Source organism: Pseudoxanthomonas sp. 97-1-1, from assembly GCF_057773125.1.
Window position 1 is genome coordinate 1,051,565 of the sequence record NZ_JBYMTJ010000001.1, and the last position, 19,919, is coordinate 1,071,483.

15 protein-coding genes and 1 riboswitch are annotated in these 19,919 nt (G+C 67.1%); of the genes, 9 read left to right on the top strand and 6 right to left on the bottom strand.

What is annotated here, in order from left to right:
* Nucleotides 1–17: 17 nt before the first annotated feature.
* Complete coding sequence (locus tag AC3DET_RS05055; protein WP_488390905.1) at nucleotides 18–836, bottom strand: UDP-2,3-diacylglucosamine diphosphatase; 819 nt, start codon at nucleotides 834–836, stop codon at nucleotides 18–20.
* A complete protein-coding gene (gene olsF, locus AC3DET_RS05060; protein ID WP_488390906.1) occupies nucleotides 833–2,560 on the bottom strand; it encodes a bifunctional ornithine lipid synthase OlsF in 1,728 nt (575 codons plus the stop codon). The genes AC3DET_RS05055 and olsF overlap by 4 nt, the downstream gene beginning before the upstream one ends.
* 212 nt (nucleotides 2,561–2,772) lie before the next feature.
* Here olsF and metK point away from each other — a divergent pair, with 212 nt between their 5' ends.
* From metK to AC3DET_RS05075, 3 genes are all read left to right on the top strand, one after another.
* Nucleotides 2,773–3,984 carry a methionine adenosyltransferase gene (gene metK / locus AC3DET_RS05065; protein ID WP_192200270.1) on the top strand — a complete coding sequence of 404 codons (1,212 nt, stop codon included), beginning with the start codon at nucleotides 2,773–2,775 and terminating at the stop codon, nucleotides 3,982–3,984.
* 126 nt (nucleotides 3,985–4,110) lie between these two features.
* Nucleotides 4,111–4,608: an acyl-CoA thioesterase gene (locus AC3DET_RS05070; protein ID WP_337730554.1), complete on the top strand. Its 498-nt coding sequence runs from the start codon at nucleotides 4,111–4,113 to the stop codon at nucleotides 4,606–4,608.
* 40 nt (nucleotides 4,609–4,648) lie between these two features.
* Nucleotides 4,649–6,508: an ATP-binding cassette domain-containing protein gene (locus AC3DET_RS05075; RefSeq protein ID WP_488390907.1), complete on the top strand. Its 1,860-nt coding sequence runs from the start codon at nucleotides 4,649–4,651 to the stop codon at nucleotides 6,506–6,508.
* A 169-nt stretch (nucleotides 6,509–6,677) separates the two neighbouring features.
* On the opposite strand, the gene ppc is transcribed toward AC3DET_RS05075, so the two are convergent.
* On the bottom strand, nucleotides 6,678–9,401 hold the full coding sequence (ppc, locus tag AC3DET_RS05080; RefSeq protein ID WP_488390908.1) for a phosphoenolpyruvate carboxylase: 2,724 nt from the start codon (nucleotides 9,399–9,401) through the stop codon (nucleotides 6,678–6,680).
* Between the two features lie 152 nt (nucleotides 9,402–9,553).
* A riboswitch (S-adenosyl-L-homocysteine riboswitch) is annotated at nucleotides 9,554–9,633 on the top strand.
* 35 nt (nucleotides 9,634–9,668) lie between these two features.
* Between ppc and ahcY the strand changes: the two genes are divergently transcribed.
* The 4 genes from ahcY to AC3DET_RS05100 all read left to right on the top strand — a co-directional run bounded on the left by ahcY (nucleotide 9,669) and on the right by AC3DET_RS05100 (nucleotide 15,588).
* Nucleotides 9,669–11,108, top strand: a complete 1,440-nt coding sequence (gene ahcY / locus AC3DET_RS05085) for an adenosylhomocysteinase (protein WP_192200266.1) — start codon at nucleotides 9,669–9,671, stop codon at nucleotides 11,106–11,108.
* Between the two features lie 210 nt (nucleotides 11,109–11,318).
* Nucleotides 11,319–12,719: an MFS transporter gene (locus AC3DET_RS05090; RefSeq protein ID WP_488390909.1), complete on the top strand. Its 1,401-nt coding sequence runs from the start codon at nucleotides 11,319–11,321 to the stop codon at nucleotides 12,717–12,719.
* Nucleotides 12,716–15,088 (top strand): GH36-type glycosyl hydrolase domain-containing protein, encoded by a 2,373-nt coding sequence (locus AC3DET_RS05095; protein WP_488390910.1) that lies wholly within the window; start codon nucleotides 12,716–12,718, stop codon nucleotides 15,086–15,088. Before AC3DET_RS05090 ends, AC3DET_RS05095 begins: the two co-directional genes overlap by 4 nt.
* A complete protein-coding gene (locus AC3DET_RS05100; RefSeq protein WP_488390911.1) occupies nucleotides 15,085–15,588 on the top strand; it encodes a gluconokinase in 504 nt (167 codons plus the stop codon). Before AC3DET_RS05095 ends, AC3DET_RS05100 begins: the two co-directional genes overlap by 4 nt.
* Nucleotides 15,589–15,644: 56 nt before the next feature.
* Here AC3DET_RS05100 and AC3DET_RS05105 read toward each other — a convergent pair whose 3' ends face one another.
* A complete protein-coding gene (locus AC3DET_RS05105) occupies nucleotides 15,645–16,202 on the bottom strand; it encodes a DUF3228 family protein (RefSeq protein WP_337730560.1) in 558 nt (185 codons plus the stop codon).
* Between the two features lie 133 nt (nucleotides 16,203–16,335).
* Between AC3DET_RS05105 and metF the strand changes: the two genes are divergently transcribed.
* A complete protein-coding gene (gene metF, locus AC3DET_RS05110) occupies nucleotides 16,336–17,169 on the top strand; it encodes a methylenetetrahydrofolate reductase [NAD(P)H] (protein WP_337730561.1) in 834 nt (277 codons plus the stop codon).
* 98 nt (nucleotides 17,170–17,267) lie between these two features.
* Nucleotides 17,268–17,861 carry a hypothetical protein gene (locus AC3DET_RS05115; RefSeq protein WP_446537736.1) on the top strand — a complete coding sequence of 198 codons (594 nt, stop codon included), beginning with the start codon at nucleotides 17,268–17,270 and terminating at the stop codon, nucleotides 17,859–17,861.
* Nucleotides 17,862–17,875: 14 nt separating this feature from the next.
* Here the strand turns inward: AC3DET_RS05115 and AC3DET_RS05120 are convergent, their stop codons facing one another.
* Together AC3DET_RS05120 and AC3DET_RS05125 are read right to left on the bottom strand one after the other, a co-directional pair.
* A complete protein-coding gene (locus AC3DET_RS05120) occupies nucleotides 17,876–19,249 on the bottom strand; it encodes a sensor histidine kinase (RefSeq protein ID WP_337730563.1) in 1,374 nt (457 codons plus the stop codon).
* Nucleotides 19,236–19,919, bottom strand: a complete 684-nt coding sequence (locus AC3DET_RS05125; protein WP_055936695.1) for a response regulator transcription factor — start codon at nucleotides 19,917–19,919, stop codon at nucleotides 19,236–19,238. The genes AC3DET_RS05120 and AC3DET_RS05125 overlap by 14 nt, the downstream gene beginning before the upstream one ends.

The window sequence follows — 19,919 nt, forward strand, 5'->3', positions numbered from 1 at the left end:
GCCGCCGAAGGGATTCCTCACGCCGCGCGCGACACGTCCTGCGGGACGAGGCGCAGGCGCGGCGCAACCTCGGCCAGCACCTTGCCGGTATGCGAGAGCAGGCACAGGGTGCCGTCGGCCTCCTCGCTGAGCGCGGTAAGGCTTTCGACCCAGTCGCCGTCATTCGCGTACAGCAGACCATCGCGCTGGAGCAGCGACGCGCGATGGATGTGTCCGCAGACGATGCCGTCCAGCCCGCGGCGCCGCGCATCGTCCAGGCCCGCCTGCACGAAGCGGGCGATATAGCGCTCGGCCGCATCGCTCTGCCGCTTCAGGTATTCCGCTAGCGACCAGTAGCGCAGGCCGAGCCGGCGACGCAGCTGGTTGGTCAGCCGGTTGCCGGTGAGGATGCGGTAGTAGAGCCAGTCGCCGAACTTCTCCTGCAGCCCGCCGAAGTGGGTGATGCCATCGTAGTCGTCGCCATGCGTCACCAGCAGCCTGCGTCCGTCCAGGGTGGTGTGGATCGCGCGGCGCCTGACCTGCATGGCGGGCAGCATCAGGCCGCAGAACCGCCGGATGGGCCGGTCGTGGTTGCCGGGGACATAGACGAGTTCGGTGCCGTTGCGCGCCAGCGCGTGCAGCGCTTCGATGACGCGGTTGTGGGCCGCGTCCCACGATGCGCGCCGCTGCGCCATCCACCACAGATCGACGATGTCGCCTACCAGGTACAGCCGCCTGCAGCGCAGGCCGCCGAGAAAGTCCGCGAACTCAGCCGCGTGGCAGTGCTTGGAGCCCAGGTGCACGTCGGAGACGAAGACCGCGCGCCGCATCGGGGGTGGCGCGGCCAGCGAGCTCATGCCGCCGTCTCCATCGGACGCCACGCGTCGCCGAGGTAGCGTTCCCGCTTCCTCGGCCGGATCCGGTGCAGGTCCACTTCGATCAGGCCATCGATGGAATCGCTGAAATCAGGATCGACGCCGAACGCGAGGAAGCGCGCACCACCGGGTTCGCACAGGTCGGTGTACTGCTTGTAGAGCATCGGTACGGTCGCCCCCAGCGTGTCCAGGTTGGTCTTCAGCACGCGGAACGCGGTGTCGGCATCCAGCGCATCGAAGCGGGGGGGCGTGGCGGTGTAGCGGAACGGATGGCGCGAGCGTGCTTCGCCGTTCGGGTCGCCGTAGTAGTGGGCGTAGTACGCGACGATCTGCTCGCGCGCATCCAGCGGCAGCGCCGCGCTCATCGACACTGCACCGAACAGGTAGCGCACGCGCGGATGGCGGCGCAGGTACGCGCCGATGCCCTGCCACAGGTAGTCGATGCTGCGGCTGCCCCAGTAGTCGGGCACCACGAAGCTGCGGCCAAGTTCCATGCCGGCGGCCAGGCGAGGCAGGGCGTCGTCGGCATAATCGAACAGCGAGGCCGTGTAGAGGCCCTTCAGGCCCTGCGCCGCCAGCACCGGCGCGCCGCGCGCGATCCGGTAGGCGCCGGCGATCTTCCGCTGCGCGGCATCCCACAGCACGATGTGCTCGTACCACGCATCGAAGGCATCCACGTCCATCCGCTTGCCGGTGCCCTCGCCCACGGCTCGGAACGTCAGCTCGCGCAGACGCCCGATCTCGCGCAGCAGCGCCGAGCCTCCGGCCAGGCGCCCCACGCAGATGCGCTTTCCATCGCTGGTCTCGCCCAGCACGTCGAGCGAAGCGATGCAGGCTTCGAGCGCTTCCGGCGCCAGCGCATCGACCAGGGGCTCCAATGGCTCGCCAGCGGCCGGCGCGGGCAATTCCACCCCGCCCCCCAACGCGTACAGCGCCTTGCGCACGCGCAGGATCTGCGCAGCGGCATCCTCCTGCGCATCCATGCGCAGGCACTGCCCCACATGCAACCGCAGGCGCCGCTGATGGCGACGGAACATCTCGCGCGCAAGCAACGCCGTGCCGGCCGGCTTGAACAGCGCCGATGCACCGTAGAACAGCGCCGAATTGCGCGCCTCCACCCGGATGGGCAGTACCGGTGCGGCTGTCGTGCGGGCGAAACGGAGGAAGCCCCGGCGCCAGCGGGTATCGCGCACGCCCCGCGGGCCAAGCCGGGACACCTCGCCGGCGGGGAACACGATCACACACTGCTCGGCTTCCAGCGCCTGTTCGACCGCGCGCACGCTGTCCGCGCCCGGTTTGCCACCAAGGATGCGGACCGGCAGCAACAGGCTGGCCAGCGGTGCGATTCCCGTCAGGAAGTCGTTGGCGACGATCTTCACGTCACGCCGCACACGACCGACCAGTTGCAGCAGCGCCAGGGCGTCCAGCGCACCGGAAGGATGGTTGGCCACGATCAGCAACCGGCCCTGCGCCGGGATGCGCCGCTCCGCAGCGGGGTCGACGGTCGGCCGCAGGTTGAGGTGGTCGATGGCGGCATCGACGAAGTCGAGTCCGTGCAGGTGGCCGTGATCGGCCAGGAAGGCATACGCCTGGTCCAAGCGGGACCAGCGGCCCAGGGTACGCAGCAGTGGCCGGGTCAGCCCGGCGCGACGGCCGCGGAACCAGTGCGGATAGCGTTCGACGATCTGCTGTTCCAGGGGGCGCATGGTCGTGGCAAAGCCTGGCGGCGGGGTTTCGCCGCGCAGCCTGCGCCTGGCCGGCGACAGCCCGGTTTCCGTTTTCTGGCAGTCAGGTGACAGCGCGCCGCTTGATCCGTGCTTAACCCCCGGCAACCCTGAACGGCGCAGAATGCACGCACCGCCTCCGGCGTGTATCATGCGCGCCCATCTTTTCATCCGAATCAAAGGATATAAGCCTGATGTCCAGCTACCTGTTCACCTCCGAATCGGTCTCCGAAGGCCATCCGGACAAGATCGCCGACCAGATCTCCGACGCCGTGCTGGACGCCATCCTGGCCCAGGACAAGCGCGCACGCGTGGCCTGCGAGACCCTGGTGAAGACGGGCGCCGCCATCGTGGCCGGCGAAGTCACCACCACCGCCTGGGTGGACATCGAGTCGCTGGCCCGCAAGGTCATCAACGACATCGGCTACGACAATTCGGACGTCGGCTTCGACGGCCACACCTGCGCCATCATCAACATGCTGGGCAAGCAGTCGCCGGACATCAACCAGGGCGTGGATCGCAAGAAGCCGGAAGAACAGGGCGCGGGCGACCAGGGCCTGATGTTCGGCTACGCCTGCAACGAGGCGCCGGAATTCATGCCGGCCCCGCTGTACTACAGCCACCGTCTGGTGGAACAGCAGGCCAAGGTGCGCAAGAAGGGCAAGCTGAAGTGGCTGCGCCCCGACGCCAAGTCTCAGGTCACCCTGCGCTACGACGGCAATACCGTCCTGGGCCTGGATGCCGTGGTGCTGTCGACCCAGCATGATCCGGACATCAAGCAGAAGGACTTGATCGAGGCCGTGCGCGCCGAGATCCTGGTCCCCGTGCTGCCGAAGAAGTGGCTGGACGCGCTGCCGAAGAACAAGGTGCACATCAACCCGACCGGCAAGTTCGTCATCGGCGGCCCGGTGGGCGACTGCGGCCTGACCGGCCGCAAGATCATCGTCGACAGCTACGGCGGCATGGCCCGTCACGGCGGCGGCGCGTTCTCGGGCAAGGATCCGTCGAAGGTGGACCGTTCGGCCGCCTACGCCGCGCGCTACGTGGCCAAGAACATCGTGGCCGCCGGTCTGGCCGACAAGTGCGAAGTGCAGGTCTCCTACGCCATCGGCGTGGCCGAGCCGACCTCCATCTCGGTGACGACGTTCGGCACCGGCAAGGTCGGTGACGACGTCATCGAGAAGCTGATCCGCAAGCACTTCGACCTGCGCCCGTACGGCATCACCAAGATGCTGGATCTGGAGCACCCGATCTACCAGCCGACCGCCAGCTACGGCCACTTCGGCCGCAAGCCGCGCGAGATCAGCTACGTGGACGGCGCCGGCAAGAAGCAGACCGCGACCGCCTTCTCCTGGGAGAAGACCGATCGCGCCGAAGCCCTGCGCAAGGACGCCAAGCTGAAGTAACCGCCGCCGGACATCGCGACGACCGGAACGGGCCGCTCACGCGGCCCGTTTTCTTTCCCGGCGACGGGCCGCACGCCCCACGCCGGGATCGGTTAGCCTGCGCGCCTCACCTTGCGAAGGCGTGCCATGGAATCGCTGAAGAGCCACCAGCTCACGATGACGGTGCTGATGACGCCCGACATGGCCAATTTCTCCGGCAAGGTCCACGGCGGCGCGATCCTCAAGCTGCTGGACCAGGTGGCCTACGCCTGCGGCAGCCGCTACGCCGGCAAGTACGTGGTCACCTTGTCGGTGGACCAGGTGATGTTCCGCCAGGCCATCAACGTGGGCGAGCTGGTGACCTTCCTCGCCTCGGTCAATCACACCGGTACCTCGTCGATGGAGATCGGCATCAAGGTGGTGGCCGAGGATATCCGCAAGCAGAGCGTGCGCCACGCCAACAGCTGCTTCTTCACCATGGTGGCCGTGGACGACGAGGGCCGCACCACCCCGGTGCCGCCGTTGGAGCCGACCACACCGGACGAGATCCGACGCTTCGCCGCCGCACGCCTGCGCCGCCAGTTGCGCGAGGAAATGGAACGGCGGCACGCCGAACTGGGCATCCGGGCAGCGGAAAACGCCTGAACCGCCGTTTCGGCCGGCGCGCGCCGGCTACAATACGCACATGTCCTTGATGCAATTCCAGCGGGTCGACTTCAGTGTCGGCGGGCCGCTTCTCCTCGAACACGTCGACCTTTCCATCGAACCCGGCGAGCGCGTCTGCATCGTCGGCCGCAACGGCATGGGCAAATCCACGCTGATGCGGCTGATGGCCGGCGAACTGAAGCCCGACGACGGCGAAATCCGCGTGCAGAACGGTGTCGTCGTCGCGCGCATGGCGCAGGAAGTCCCGCAGGACACGCAGGGCACGGTGTTCGATGTGGTGGCCGAAGGGCTGGGCGACCTGGGCCAGTTGCTGGCGCGCTACCATCATGCACTGCACGACGGCGACATGGACGCGATGGGCGAGGCGCAGGCACAGATCGAGGCGCAGCATGGCTGGGACCTGGATCTGCGCGTGCAGCAGGTGCTGACGCGCCTGGAACTGCCCGAGGAGACCGACTTCGCCGCCCTGTCCGGCGGCATGAAGCGGCGCGTACTGCTGGCGCAGGCCCTGGTCCGCAAGCCCGACATCCTGCTGCTGGACGAGCCGACCAACCATCTGGACATCGAAGCGATCGCCTGGCTGGAGGGTTTCCTCAAGCAGTTCGACGGCAGCATCGTCTTCGTCACCCACGACCGCAGTTTCCTGCGTTCGCTGGCCACGCGCATCGTCGAGATCGATCGCGGCCAGCTGACCAGCTGGCCCGGCGACTACGACAACTACCTGCGCCGGCGCGAGGAACGCCTGCATGCCGAAGCGCAGGAGAACGCGCGCTTCGACAAGCTGCTGGCGCAGGAAGAAGTGTGGATCCGCCAGGGCATCAAGGCGCGCCGGACGCGCAACGAAGGCCGCGTGACCGCGCTGAAGGCGATGCGCCGCGAACGCGCGCAACGGCGCGAACTGTCCGGCAACGTCCGGATGGAAGTGGCCAGTGCGCAGAATTCCGGCAAGAAGGTCATCGAGGCGAAAGGCATCACCCAGGCCTACGATGGACGCGTGCTGCTGGACGATGTGTCGGCCACCATCATGCGTGGCGACCGTGTCGGCATTGTGGGCCCCAACGGCGCCGGCAAGTCGACGCTGCTGAAGATCCTGCTGGGCGAACTCGCCCCGCAGCACGGCGAAGTGAAGCTGGGCACCGGGCTGCAGATCGCCTACTTCGACCAGCACCGCAGCCAGCTGGATGAATCGCGCACCGCGCTGGAGAACGTGGCCGAAGGCAGCGACTTCGTCGAACTCAATGGCAGCCGCAAGCACATCATCGGCTACCTGCAGGACTTCCTGTTCTCGCCCGAGCGCGCACGCGCGCCGATCACCCGCCTGTCCGGCGGCGAACGCAACCGCCTGCTGTTGGCCAAGCTGTTCGCGCAGCCATCCAACCTGCTGGTAATGGACGAACCGACCAACGACCTGGACGTGGAAACGCTGGAGCTGCTGGAAGAACTGCTGCTGGACTACAAGGGCACGCTGCTGCTGGTCAGCCACGACCGCGACTTCCTCGACAACGTGGTCACCAGCACCCTGGTGCTGGAAGGCGAAGGCAGGCTGGGCGACTACGTGGGCGGCTATTCGGATTGGCTGCGTCAACGCCGCATGCCGGCCGCGACCTCCGGATCACCCACCAGGCCGACGCTCTCGCAGCAGCCCGAACCTGTCGCCGCCAAGCGCAAGCTGGGCTTCAAGGAAGCCCGCGAACTCGAACAGTTGCCTGCGCGCATCGAGGCACTGGAAGGCGAGGTCGCGAAACGCACGCAGGCCATGAATGACCCGGCGTACTACCAGCAGCCTCCTGCCGACCTCCAACGCGCGAACGACGAACTCGCGGCGAAACAGGCGGAACTGGACCACGCCTACCAGCGCTGGTCGGAGCTGGATGGGTGAGCAGTGGCTTCACTGTAGGAGCGACGTGAGTCGCGACCGCAGGCGTTGACTGCCGGCGACCGTCGCTGCATCCGCCGGTCCATCGATCACGTCTTCTCTCTGTTTCGATCCACCGCAACCGGATAGCGTGCGGTCGCGACTTACGTCGCTCCTACAACGGCAGGTTCGCTCACCCGGTGTTCTGCACGCCCTGTGACACACCGTTGATGCTCGCCACCAGTGCGTGCAGCAATGCCTCGTCCTCGCGCCCGCTCGCGCGCCAGCGCTTCAGCAGGTCGGCCTGCATGACGCTGATGGGATCGATGTAGGGGTTGCGCAAGCGGATGGACAGCGCGAGGCGCTGGTCGTGCTGCAGCAGCCATTCGTTGCCGTTCAGCGCCAGCACCCAGTGCAGTACCGAAGCATGTTCGCGCTGCACCTGCGGGAAGAACACGTCGTGCAGGTCAGCCGCCATGCGCGAATACATCTCGGCAATGCTCAGGTCGCCCTTGGCCAGCACCATCGATACGTCGTCCAGGAAGGTCTTGAAGAACGGCCAATCGCGCGCCATCTCGCGCAGCGCGTCTTCGCCGTAGGTATCCGCGGCTGCCTGCAGGCCGGCGCCCACGCCGTACCAGCCGGGGATTACCGCGCGCGCCTGGCTCCAGGCGAACACCCACGGAATCGCGCGCAGGTTGCCGAGTGCCGCGTCCTGCCCCAGGCGTCGCGAGGGACGCGACCCCAGTGTCATCCGCTCGATCACGTCGATCGGCGTGGCGCTGCGGAAATAGTCCATGAAGCGCGGCGACTGCACGAACGCGCGGTAGGCCTGCGTGCTCTCGCTCGCGACCAGCGCCATGACTTCGCGCCAGCGTGCTTCGCGCGGTTCCGGTGGACGCGGGCGCAGGCTGGACAGCAACACGGCGCCGACGGACTGTTCAAGCGAGCGCAATGCCAGCGCACGGATGCCGTACTTGCGATGGATCACTTCGCCCTGCTCGGTCACGCGAAGGCGGCCGTCGACGCTGCCGCGCGGTGCCGCTTCCAGCGCGCGCGAGGTCTTGCCGCCCCCGCGGATGATCGACCCGCCACGGCCATGGAAGAACGTCAGCTTGATGCCGAGTTCCTGCGCGGCATCGACGAGATCCACCTGTGCCCGCTGCAGGCCCCAGCGCGAGGCGGCGATGCCACCGTCCTTGCCGCTGTCGGAGTAGCCCAGCATCACCATCTGCACGTTGTCGCGCGCTGCCAGGTGGGCGCGGTAGACGGGGTCGGCCAGCAGGTCGCGCAGCACGTCGGTGCCATGCCCGAGGTCGTCGATGGTTTCGAACAGCGGCGCGATGTCGAGCGGCACCTGCCCTGCATCGTCGACCAGCCCGCCCCGCCGCGCCAGCGCCAGCACGGTCAGCACGTCGGCGCGACTGTGCGCCATGCTGATGATGTAGGTGCCCAACGCGTCGGTGCCATGGCGCGTACGCGCATCGGCCAATGCACGGAACACGGCGTCGAGGCGTTCGTTGCCTTCCTGATCGGATGCGGGCAATGCCTTGTCGCCGTGCGCGTAAGGCCCCAGCAGCGCCGCACGTTCCACGGCGTCACGGTTTTCCCACCCGCCGTCGCCGAGTGCGGCCGCCACAGCGCGCGCGTGCACGCTGGATTCCTGGCGCACATCCAGCCGCGCGAGATGGAAGCCGAAGGTCCGCACGCGCCACGCCAGCCGGCGCACGGCGAACCAGCCGGCATGGATGCCGCGGTTGGCTTCCAGGCTGTGCAGGATCAGATCGATGTCGTGCGCCAGTTCCTCCGGCGAGGCATAGCCTTCAGCGCGGTCTTCCAGCGTGGCCTGCAGGCGCGCACGCATCAGGTCGTTGAGCAGGCGGTACGGCATGTCGCCATGGCGTGGGCGCGACTTCTTCACGGCCTCCGGCATCAGCGCGCGATACGCCTCCACGCGCGCGGTCACGTCGGACGACACCCCGATGATGGAACTGGACTGGCTGAGCAGCGTGGTGAGCTGGCGCAGTTCCTTCAGGTAGCGCGTCAGGATGGCGCGCCGTTGCGCATCCAGCGTGGCGGTGACGGTGCCGGCGTCGACGTTGGGATTGCCGTCCATGTCGCCGCCGACCCAGGTGCCGAAACGCAGCACGCGCGGGAGGTGCGCGGTGACCTGCGGCGCAGCGCCGTAGACCTCGGTGATCGCGTTCTCCAGCGTTTCATACAGCACCGGAATGACCCGGTAGAGCACTTCGATCAGATAGAAGCCGACATGCTCGCGCTCGTCTTCAACGCCCGGGCGTACGGGTGACGAGTCGGCCGTCTGCCAGGCCGAGGTCAGCGCCATGCGGAAGCGTGCCGTGTCGGTCGCCAGCTCGCCCGGCGTGCGCGTGCCATCCAGCCCGTTGATCAGGCTGGCCACCATCAGTTGCTCCTTCTCCAGCAGCGCCCGGCGCACGGCTTCGGTCGGGTGGGCGGTGAACACCGGCTCCACATCGATGCGCGGCAGCCACTGCGCCAGCTCGTCCAGCGTCACGCCCTGCGCCTTGAGCTTGGACAGGGTGTCGTGCAGGCCGTCGGGCTGCGGCCGGGCGCTGCCGGCCCGCTGGTAGTCGCGGCGGCGGCGGATGCGGTGGACGCGCTCGGCGATGTTCACCACCTGGAAGTACGTGCTGAAGGCGCGGATCAACGATTCCGCCTGTTCGGGCGGTTGGCCATCCAGCAGCCCGGCCAATGATTGCGGCGGCTCGCCGGTCTGCCGGCGCGCGATGGCCGTGGTGCGTACGCGCTCCACGCCCGCCAGGAAGTCCGGTGACACCTGTTCGGCCAGCATGTCGCCGACCAGGGCGCCCAGCCGGCGCACGTCTTCACGCAGGGGGACGTCGGGTGGAGCGAATTCGAGACTGCGGGGGCTGTTCATGCGCGGCGCGTGGATCCCGTCGTTCGTTTGGCTTGTATTGGTATTGCCCGGCAGGACAATTGGTCTGCTGCAGGACAACAATCCAAGCCTACCCGATCAGGCAAACCCGTGCGCCATCGTTTCATCCGGAACAAGCGATATAATGGCCGCCCTTCGCCGAGGGGCGCTGCGACCGTGACCATGGAGTCCGGCCAGGCTCGGTGGAATGAACCTGCAACGGCGCCCGGATAACCTGCGACCCTGATCGCACAGACCGGAGCAAGAGCCATGAACGCAGTACGCACGTTTTCGACCGAGGGCGACTACAAGGTCGCCGACATTTCCCTGGCCGACTGGGGCCGCAAGGAACTCGACATCGCCGAGCACGAGATGCCCGGCCTGATGTCGATCCGCCGCAAGCACGCCGCCACCAAACCGCTGAAGGGCGTTCGCGTGACGGGCTCGCTGCACATGACGATCCAGACCGCGGTGCTGATCGAGACGCTGAAGGACATCGGCGCCGACGTGCGCTGGGCTTCGTGCAACATCTTCTCGACGCAGGACCACGCCGCCGCCGCGATCGCTGCCACCGGCACGCCGGTGTTCGCCTGGAAGGGCGAGACGCTGGAGGAATACTGGGACTGCACGCTCGACGCACTGACCTTCACCCTGCCCGACGGTACCCAGACCGGTCCGGAACTGGTGGTGGACGACGGCGGCGACGTCACCCTGCTGATCCACAAGGGCTATGAGCTCGAAAACGGCAGCGACTGGGTCAACACCGCCTCGGGCAACCACGAGGAGCAGGTGATCAAGGACCTGCTGAAGCGCGTCGCCAAGGAGCGCCCGGGCTACTGGACCCGCGTGGTCAAGGACTGGAAGGGCGTGTCCGAAGAGACCACCACCGGCGTGCACCGTCTCTACCAGATCGCCGAACAGGGCAAGCTGCTGGTGCCGGCGATCAACGTCAACGACTCGGTCACCAAGTCCAAGTTCGACAACCTGTACGGCTGCCGCGAGTCGCTGGCCGATGGCCTGAAGCGTGCGATGGACGTGATGCTGGCCGGCAAGCTCGCCGTGGTCTGCGGTTACGGCGACGTGGGCAAGGGCTCGGCGCACTCGCTGCGCGCATACGGCGCCCGCGTCATCGTCACCGAGATCGATCCGATCTGCGCGCTGCAGGCGGCGATGGAAGGCTTCGAGGTCAACACGGTCGAAGACAGCCTGGGCCTGGCCGACATCTATGTCACCACGACCGGCAACAAGGACATCATCACCCTCGAGCACATGAAGGCGATGAAGGACCAGGCCATCGTCTGCAACATCGGCCACTTCGACAACGAAATCCAGGTGGACGCGCTGTACGCCTCGGAAGCCAAGCGCATCAACATCAAGCCGCAGGTCGACAAGTTCGTGTTCCCCAACGGCAACGCGATCTTCCTGCTGGCCGAAGGCCGCCTGGTGAACCTGGGCTGCGCCACCGGCCACCCGAGCTTCGTCATGTCGAACTCCTTCGCCAACCAGACGCTGGCGCAGATCGACCTGTGGGCGAACAAGGACGTGTACGAGAAGACCGTCTACCGCCTGCCGAAGCAGCTCGACGAGGAAGTCGCGCGCCTGCACCTGGAGAAGATCGGCGTGAAGCTGACCACGCTCACCAAGGACCAGGCCGACTACCTCGGCGTGGCGGTCGAAGGCCCGTACAAGCCGGACCATTACCGCTACTGATCGCGGCGGCGGTTTCGCTGCACTACCGGAACGGGCGCCCCAGGGTGCCCGTTCTGCATTGCGTGACGGAATGCGCTTTACCGTCACCGTCACCACACCCCGGCGCTTGCCTCCCCGGCGCGATCATCGCAAGCTTGGCCGCCGTTTCGGTTTGCGCCGGGCACTGTCCTTCGTGACCCGTCGCGCAACGACGTCAATCCGGGAGTGGACATGCAACGCGACCAGGGGAGCGGCGGCACCGCGCACCCCGCAAGCAAGGCAACACCAGCAACGGAACCCCGCCTGGGCGAAAAACTCGGCTACGGCGTCGGCGATTTCGGCTTCAATCTGTATTGGGCCAACATCTCGGCGTTCCTGCTCATCTTCTATACCGACGTGATGGGGCTGGCGGCCGCTGCGGTCGGCACGATGATGCTCGTCACCAAGGTGGTGGACGCCATCACCGATCCGCTGATGGGCGCCCTGGCAGATCGCACGCGCAGCCGGTTCGGCCGCTTCCGGCCCTACCTGTTCTATGGCGCATTGCCGATGGCATGCGCGGGCGTGCTGACCTGGACCGTGCCCGACCTGGGCGACGGGGGAAGACTGGTGTGGGCGTACGCGACCTTCACCCTGATGATGCTCGCCTATACGGTGCTGAGCATTCCCTACTCCGCGCTCTCCGGCGTGATCACCGCCGACAGCCAGCAGCGCACGCAGTTGATCAGTTTCCGCTTCATCGCCGCCTTCGCCGGCACGATGGCGGTGAACTGGCTCACGCTGGATCTGGTGCGGTGGCTGGGGCGCGGCGACGAGGCGCTGGGCTGGCAGTTGACGCTGTCGCTGTACGGCGTGATCGCCACGGCAGCATTCGTCACCGTGTTCCTGACCACGCGCGAGCGCGTCGCGCCTCCACCGCAGCAGCGCAGCGCGATCCGGCAGGACATCGCGGACCTGCTGCACAACCGGCCGTGGATGGTGCTGTTCGCGCTGGCGCTGATCATCATGGTGACCATCGTGATTCGTGGCGGCTCGCTGGCGTATTACCTCAAGTACCACCTCGAGCGGCCGGAGCTGACCGGTCTTTTCCTTGGCACCTATGCGCTGGCCCTGGCCGTGGGCGCCGGACTGACGCCCCTGATGACCCGCTACGTGGACAAGCGGCGATTGATGGCATGGCTGATGGCGGGCGTCGGCGTGGTGAGCTGTGCGATGTTCTTCATCCCCCCTGACGCGGTCTGGCTCATGTTCACGCTGAACCTTCTGGTCGGACTGATGCTGGGGCCCAAGTCACCCCTGGCCTTTTCGATGTACGCCGACTGCGCCGACTACACCGAATGGAAGACCGGTCGGCGCGCCACCGCGATGACCTTCGCCGCGGCGACGTTCTCGCAGAAGCTCGGTGGCGCGCTGGCGTCGGCGACCATCGCCTGGATCCTGGCCGGGATGGGCTACGTGGCCAACGCAGCGCAGTCGGATGCCTCGCGGCTGGGCATCGTGCTGCTGCTGACCGTGATTCCCGGCGCCGTCGCCCTGCTGGCGGCGTGGGTCATGCGGTTCTATCCGCTGGATGGCGCCACGTTGTCGCGGGTCCAGGCCGAACTGCAGTCCCGCCGGGAGGCATCGGCATGACGGACGTGCCTTGCGGCTTCGAAGAGCAGGGCCGTCGCTTCGTCCTGACCAGCCCCACGGCGATGCCCGCCGCGTCCACGTTCCTGTGGAACCGGAGGATGCTGCTGCAGCTGAACTGCCGCGGGTTCGCCACGGCGCAGTTCATGCAGCCGGAGCCCGCCAAATACGCGCATGCACCGACGCTGGAGGCCAAGACCTTCATGCAGCCGGAGCAGCCGTACTACGCGCATCACCCGGGCCGCTTCTGCTACGTGAAGGACGAGGAGGACGGCGGACTTTTCTCCGTGCCGCACGAACCGGTGCGACGGATGCCGGAGGCATTCGCGTTCTCCGTCGGCCTGGCCGATGTGGCGTGGCGCGTGCGATGCGCGGGCATCGAGGTCGAGATGGGCGTGGTGTTGCCGGTCGACGAGGTGGCGGAGTTGTGGACGCTGCGCGTGCGCAACCGGTCGGGGCGTCGACGACGCCTCAGCCTGTATCCCTACTTCCCGGTCGGCTACATGTCGTGGATGAACCAGTCGGGCAGCCATCGCGCCGATCTGGGCGGCATCGTCTGCGCCAGCGTCACGCCTTACCAGAAAGTCGAGGATTACTTCCGCAACCGCGACTTCAAGGACCGCACTGTCCTGCTCTACGAGCGGACGCCGGATGCATGGGAAGCCCACCAGGCGAACTTCGAGGGCGAAGGCGGATTGCATGCGCCGCAGGCCATCGTCGGCCAGGATCTGCTGGGCGGCGGCGATGCGGCCTATGAAATGCCCACCGCCGTGCTGCAGTACCGGGTGGACCTCGCGGAGGATGACGTGCAGGAGTACCGCTTCCTGTTCGCGCCGGCTCGCGATGACGACGAGATCCGGCGCCTGCGCGAACGTAATCTGTCGAAGGAAGCGTTCGCAGGGGCGGCGACAGGCAGCGCGGCCTACGTCGACGCGGGCACGGGATGCCTGCGCATCCAGACACCGGACCCGTGGCTGGATGCGTTCGCCAACCACTGGTTGCCGCGCCAGGTCTACTACCACGGCGACGTCAACCGCCTGACCACGGACCCGCAGACGCGCAACTACCTGCAGGACCACATGGGGATGGGCTTCCTGCGTCCGGAAGCCGCACGGGTGGCGTTCCTGCACGCCCTGTCGCAGCAGGAGCCTTCCGGGGCGATGCCGGACGGCATCCTGCTGGTGGAAGGTGCCGAGCTGAAGTACATCAACCAGATCCCGCACACCGACCACTGCGTGTGGCTGCCGATCTGCCTGCGCGCGTACCTGGACGAGACCGGCGACGACGCCATCCTCGACGCCCTGGTGACCGACCTCCATGGAGAAACGGTCAGTGTGTCCGAGCGCATCACGCGCGCCATGCGCTGGCTGCTGCAGGCACGCGACGCGCGCGGCCTGAGCTATATCGCGCAGGGCGATTGGTGCGACCCGATGAACATGGTCGGCTGGCGCGGACGCGGCGTGTCCGGCTGGCTGACGCTGGCCAGCGCCTATGCATTGAAGCAGTGGGCGGAGATCTGCGCGCGCCGCGGCGATGACATGCTCGCCGGCGAGTTCCGCGTGGGCACGCAGGCGTGCAACGCCGCCATGAACGCACACCTGTGGGACGGCGATTGGTACGGGCGCGGCATCACCGACGATGGTGTCGCGTTCGGCGTCACCGGGGATGGCGAAGGCCGCATCTTCCTCAACCCGCAGAGCTGGGCCATCCTCAGTGGCGCGGCCGACGCCGACAAGCGCGCGCGCATGCTGGCCGCCGTCGACACGCACCTGGTGTCGCCCTACGGCGTGACCATGTATGACCCGCCGTACACCCGCATGCGCGAGGATGTCGGACGGGTGACGCAGAAATTCCCCGGCACGGCCGAGAATGGCGCGGTCTACAACCATGCGGCGGCGTTCTATCTGTACAGCCTGTACCAGGCCGGCGACGCCGACCGTGCATGGCAAGTACTGCGCGCGATGCTGCCGACGCCGGACGCCGCCGATTGCCTGCAGCGTGGCCAGTTGCCGGTGTTCGTGCCCAACTACTACCGCGGCGCATGGCGCCTGCACCCGCGCACCGCCGGCCGCTCCAGCCAGCTCTTCAATACCGGTACGGCCGCCTGGCTGTATCGCTGCCTGGTGGAGGAACTGTTCGGTATGCGCGGCGATGGCGATGTGCTGCGGATCTCGCCCCAGCTGCCTTCCCATTGGCCATCGGCACGCGCAACGCGCCGCTTCCGGAGCGCCGTGTTCGAAACGCACATCGAACGGGTTCCAGGTCTCGCGCGGATGCGCGTCGCACTGGACGGGCAATGGCAGCACGACCATGCGATCCGCGGTATCGAAGCCGGACGCACGTACCAGGTGCGGGTGGAACTGCCGGCATGAGCGGCATTCGGGTCGCGGTGGTGATGGGTGTATCCGGCAGTGGCAAGACCACACTGGCGCACGCACTGGCCGACGCCTGGCCCGCGACGTTCCTGGATGCCGATGATTTCCACAGCATCGCCGCGAAGGCGCGCATGGCCGGCGGGCTTCCCCTGACCGACCGCATGCGGGCCCCTTGGGTGCGCCGCATCGCCCTGGAGCTGCAGCGCCGCGTGGCGGCAGGCGAACGCGTGGTGCTGGCGTTCTCCGGCCTGCGCCGGCGCCACCGAGAGAGGCTGCGTGCGACCGGGTTGCCGTTGCGCTTCCTGTTCCTGCACGGCGACAAGCGGCTCATCGCCGCACGGATGCACGCGCGCAGCGGCCACTACATGCCCGCGTCGCTGCTGGACAGCCAGTTTGCCGCGCTGGAAGAACCCACTGCGGAGACCGATGTAGCCCGGCTCGGCATTGAACAGTCACCGGCAGTGCAGCTGGACCAGGCGTTGGCAGAGCTGCAATGACGTTCTACGTGCAGTAGATGGCCACCGCGTGAATGCACGGCTTCCCGCATCGCGCATCAGGGGCGCCAGTTGGCGTTGCGGTCCCAGAACGCCACGCTCTGCCGGTAGGCCTCGGCATCCAGCGGCACGCCCGACCCACCCTCCTCCACGCCCAGCGCATTGCGCATCATCGTGATGGGCGCCATGGGGATCTCGTGCGGCGTGGCGGTGTAAAGGCAACCCACCACGCCCCAGTCGCCGTCGATCGGCGCCTTCTCCTTCGCCAGCTGCGCGGCGCTGTACAGGATGACGATCAGGTAGTCGGCCACCGGCGGTTCGACCCCTTCGAACCAGCGCACCAGCACGGGCAGTTCCGCCGACGAGCGCGCTTCGTAGGCCGACCGCAGCAGATGCCGGTTGTCGTCGGTGATGGGCACGGTCAGGCAGCGGGTCGCCGTCCAGTTCCGGTGCACATGCAGGCGACAGAATGGTGCATAGCCAGCGAGTACTTCGAACGGCTTCTCATCGTTAAGGCGTTGCTCGAATGCCTCCGGGGTGCAGTCCTGGATGGCATTGCGGCGCCTGTCGGCCGGGAACAGGCGGGTACGGGCGAAAGGGGTCAGGACGATGGTCATGCGGCAGGCGAAGGTGGGAGGGCGACAGGGTAGCGGCGCGGGCCCACTGCGGGATACGGCCCCGCGCCACAAAGATGCATCATTCATCCGGATGAAGAGATATAATGCCCCCACGATCCGACGGGCGCCCTCCATGCCATCCATCAGCTTCGAGTTCTATCCCCCCAAGACCGATGAGCAGCGCACGCAGCTCGATCGCACCGCGGACAAGCTGAAGACGCATGCGCCCGACTACGTGTCCTGCACGTTCGGCGCCGGCGGCTCCACGCTCAGCTACACATCGGAAACGGTCCGGCACCTCAACCAGCACCACGGCTTCGACGCCGCGCCGCACCTGTCGTGCGTGGGGGGCAGCCGCGAGGAGATCCGCGAACTGCTGCGCCTGTACCGCGCGCTCGGCTGCAAGCGCATCGTCGCCCTGCGCGGCGACCTGCCTTCCGGCATGGGGCATCCGGGTGATCTGCGCTACGCGTCGGAGCTGATCGAATTCATCCGCGCCGAACACGGCGATGCCTTCCATATCGAAGTCGGTGCGTATCCCGAGACGCACCCGCAGGCAGAAGACGCGCTGACGGACCTGCACCACTTCAAGGCCAAGGTCGATGCCGGTGCCGACGGCGCGATCACGCAGTACTTCTACAACCCGGATGCGTACTTCCACTTCGTGGATGCGGTGCGCAAGCTCGGGGTGGAGATCCCGATCATCCCGGGCATCATGCCGATCTCCAACTTCACCCAGCTGCGTCGCTTCTCCGAAGCATGCGGCGCGGAGATCCCGCGCTGGATCGGCAAGCGCATGCAAGCACTGGGCGACGATGCGGACGCCATCCGCGACTTCGGTGCCGACGTGGTCGCCAGCCTGTGCGAACGCCTCGTCGCCGGCGGCGCACCCTCGCTGCACTTCTACACGCTCAACCTGGCCAAGCCCACCCAGACCGTGCTGGCGCGATTGGGCTGGGCCCGTTGAGCGTCGGCCACCGGGTCCGTCCTTCCGGCAGGTGAACGACCTCCCATTCCGTGCGCTTGCGCCATGACCTGGACGCAGGCGCGGATTAGGCTGGCCACATGCGTTCCCTGCCCTGTCTTGCCCTGCTTTGCCTGGCCCCGTGGACCTGCCTGAAGGTGCATGACGCGCGTGCGCAGCAGCAGGGCGTGCAGCGCTGCAGCACGATGTCCGGCCAGACCGTCTACACCGACAAGCGTTGCGAGGACATCGGCGCGATGGACCGGTTGCCGTCGGGCGACACGCCCACCGCCGCGACGGGCGCCCTCTACCGTGGAGGTTGCTCCCGCACGCTCAGCGACCTGGTGATGCAGGTCTCGTCCGCGATCCAGGCGAAGGACGTAAACCGCCTGGCCGGCGTTTACCACTGGACCGGCACATCAGACGCCACCGCACTGCGCATCCTCGACCGGCTCGATGCGGTCACCCAGCGTCCGCTGGTCGACATCGTCCCGGTCCGGCCAGCACCTGCACCAGTGCTGGATGCCACCGGACAGGTGGTCGACGCCAACCAGGATGGCTATTACCCGCACACCGCGCAGCGGCAGCGTCCCATCGGCCTGCGCGTGGTGCAGACGCTGAAGAACAGCGCCACACCCGCCGACACCACGTTCGGCCTGCGCAGGGCCTACAACTGTTTCTGGATAACGCTGTAAGAAACCCCGGGGCCTCACGCGCCCTGCGGCGCAGCGCCCGGCGACTCCGGCGACGTGTCCCGCGCTGGCGAGAAACGCAACGTGGCCACGACGCCTTTCGAGTCCCCCGGACGGACGCCGACCTGCCAGCCATAGAGCGCGCACAGGCGACTGACGATGGACAGGCCGATGCCGCCGCCTTGCGAATGGCCGGCATGCGTGCCGCGATAGCCGCGCTCGAACAGCCGCGCGGCGTCTTCCTTGCTCAGCCCGGGCCCGGAATCGACGACTTCGACGGCATCCGGCAACAGGCGGACGACCACTTCGCCATCCTTGGTGTACTTGACCGCGTTGCCGATCAGGTTGCCCAACGCCACCGACAGTGCGGCTTCGGGCGAGTCCACGGTGATGCCACCTTCGCCTTCGACCCGGAGGATCAGCGGCTTTCCTCCCAGCGTGGCGCGATGGGCATCGAGCAACTGGTCGACCACGCGCGCGACATCGGTGTTGCCATGGCCACGCTCGTTGCGCGACAGCAGCAGCAGCGCGCTGATCAGGTCCGTGCATTGCTGCTCGGCGCGCTGGATGCGCTGGATGCGGGTGCGCGTCTTCTCGTCCATGTCCGGCCGCGACAGCATCAGCTCGACCGAGCCGCGGATGATGGCGAGCGGCGTGCGCAGCTCGTGGCTGACGTCGGCGTTGAACTCGCGGTCGCGCTGGACCACTTCGGTCAGGCGCCCGGAATAGTCGTCCAGCGCCTTGGCGAGTTCACCGACCTCATCCTCGGGAAAGTGGGATGCCAGCGCGCGAGGGTTGCTGCTGCCGCGATAGGAACGGAGACGTGCGGCGAGTTCGGATACAGGGCTCATCACGCGCGAAGCGGACCACCAGCCGATCAACAACGATATGCCAGTGAACACCACCACCACGCCGATCAATGCACGATTGAACTTGTCCTTGCCCTTGGCGGACTCTGTCATGTCGTAAGCAAGGAAAAACCACGCGTCCGGCGTCTTCTGCACGGCAAGCCAATAGGAAAACGGCGACCCGTCCTCGTCCGTGCCGGACAACGCATGTATGCCGTTCGCCAGTTCGTACCAGTCGGGTTGCTCGTTCTTGAGCTGATCGAACTTGTCCGGCGCAAACGCGTAAGCGCGCATCGTCTGGACACGCAGGTCGCGCTGGCGTCCTCCGCTCTCGACATAGCGCCGCTGGTACTCGCTGATGTTCTGGCTCATCGCATCGACCACGAGGTCTTCCTCGACGCGATTCCGCACCCAGTTCGCCGAGAACGCGAGGAGCAGCGTCAGGCAGAAACCCAACAGCACGAACGACAGGATGATGCGGGTGCGCAGCCGCCGCCGGAAGCGGCGGTGGCGACGGGGTTTCGGCGACTCAGCTGCTGGCATCGGGCGCGGCGATGCGGTATCCGATGCCGTGACGGGTCTGGATGTACGGGCTGTCGAACGGCTTGTCCACTACCGCACGCAAGCCATGGATGTGCACGCGCAGGGAATCGGAGTCGGGCAATTCCTCGCCCCAGACGCGCGTTTCAAGCTCCTGGCGCGTCACCACGGCGGGAGACGCCTCCATCAAGGCCTGCAGGATCTTCAACGCAGTGGGATTCAACTGCAGCAGCTTGCCCTGGCGGCGCACTTCCAGCGTATCCAGGTTGTACTCCAGCTCGCCGACCTCCAACACCCGCGTCTGCACGCCCTTGCCGCGCCGGGACAGCGCATTCAGGCGCACCTCGACTTCCTGCAGCGCGAACGGCTTGATCAGGTAGTCGTCGGCACCGGAATCGAAGCCGGCCAGCTTGTTGTCCAGCGAGTCCCGCGCCGTCAGCATCAGCACCGGCGTCTGCTTGCGGGCTTCGTTGCGCAGCTTGCGGCAGACCTCCAGCCCGTCCATGCCGGGCAGGTTGAGGTCGAGCACGATCGCATCGAACTCATGCACGACCGCCAGGTGCAGTCCGGTCACACCGTCGGCCGCGAAGTCCACCGTATGACCCCGCTCCTCAAGGTAATCACCAAGGTTGGCGGCGATGTCGCTGTTGTCTTCGATAACCAGGATTCGCAT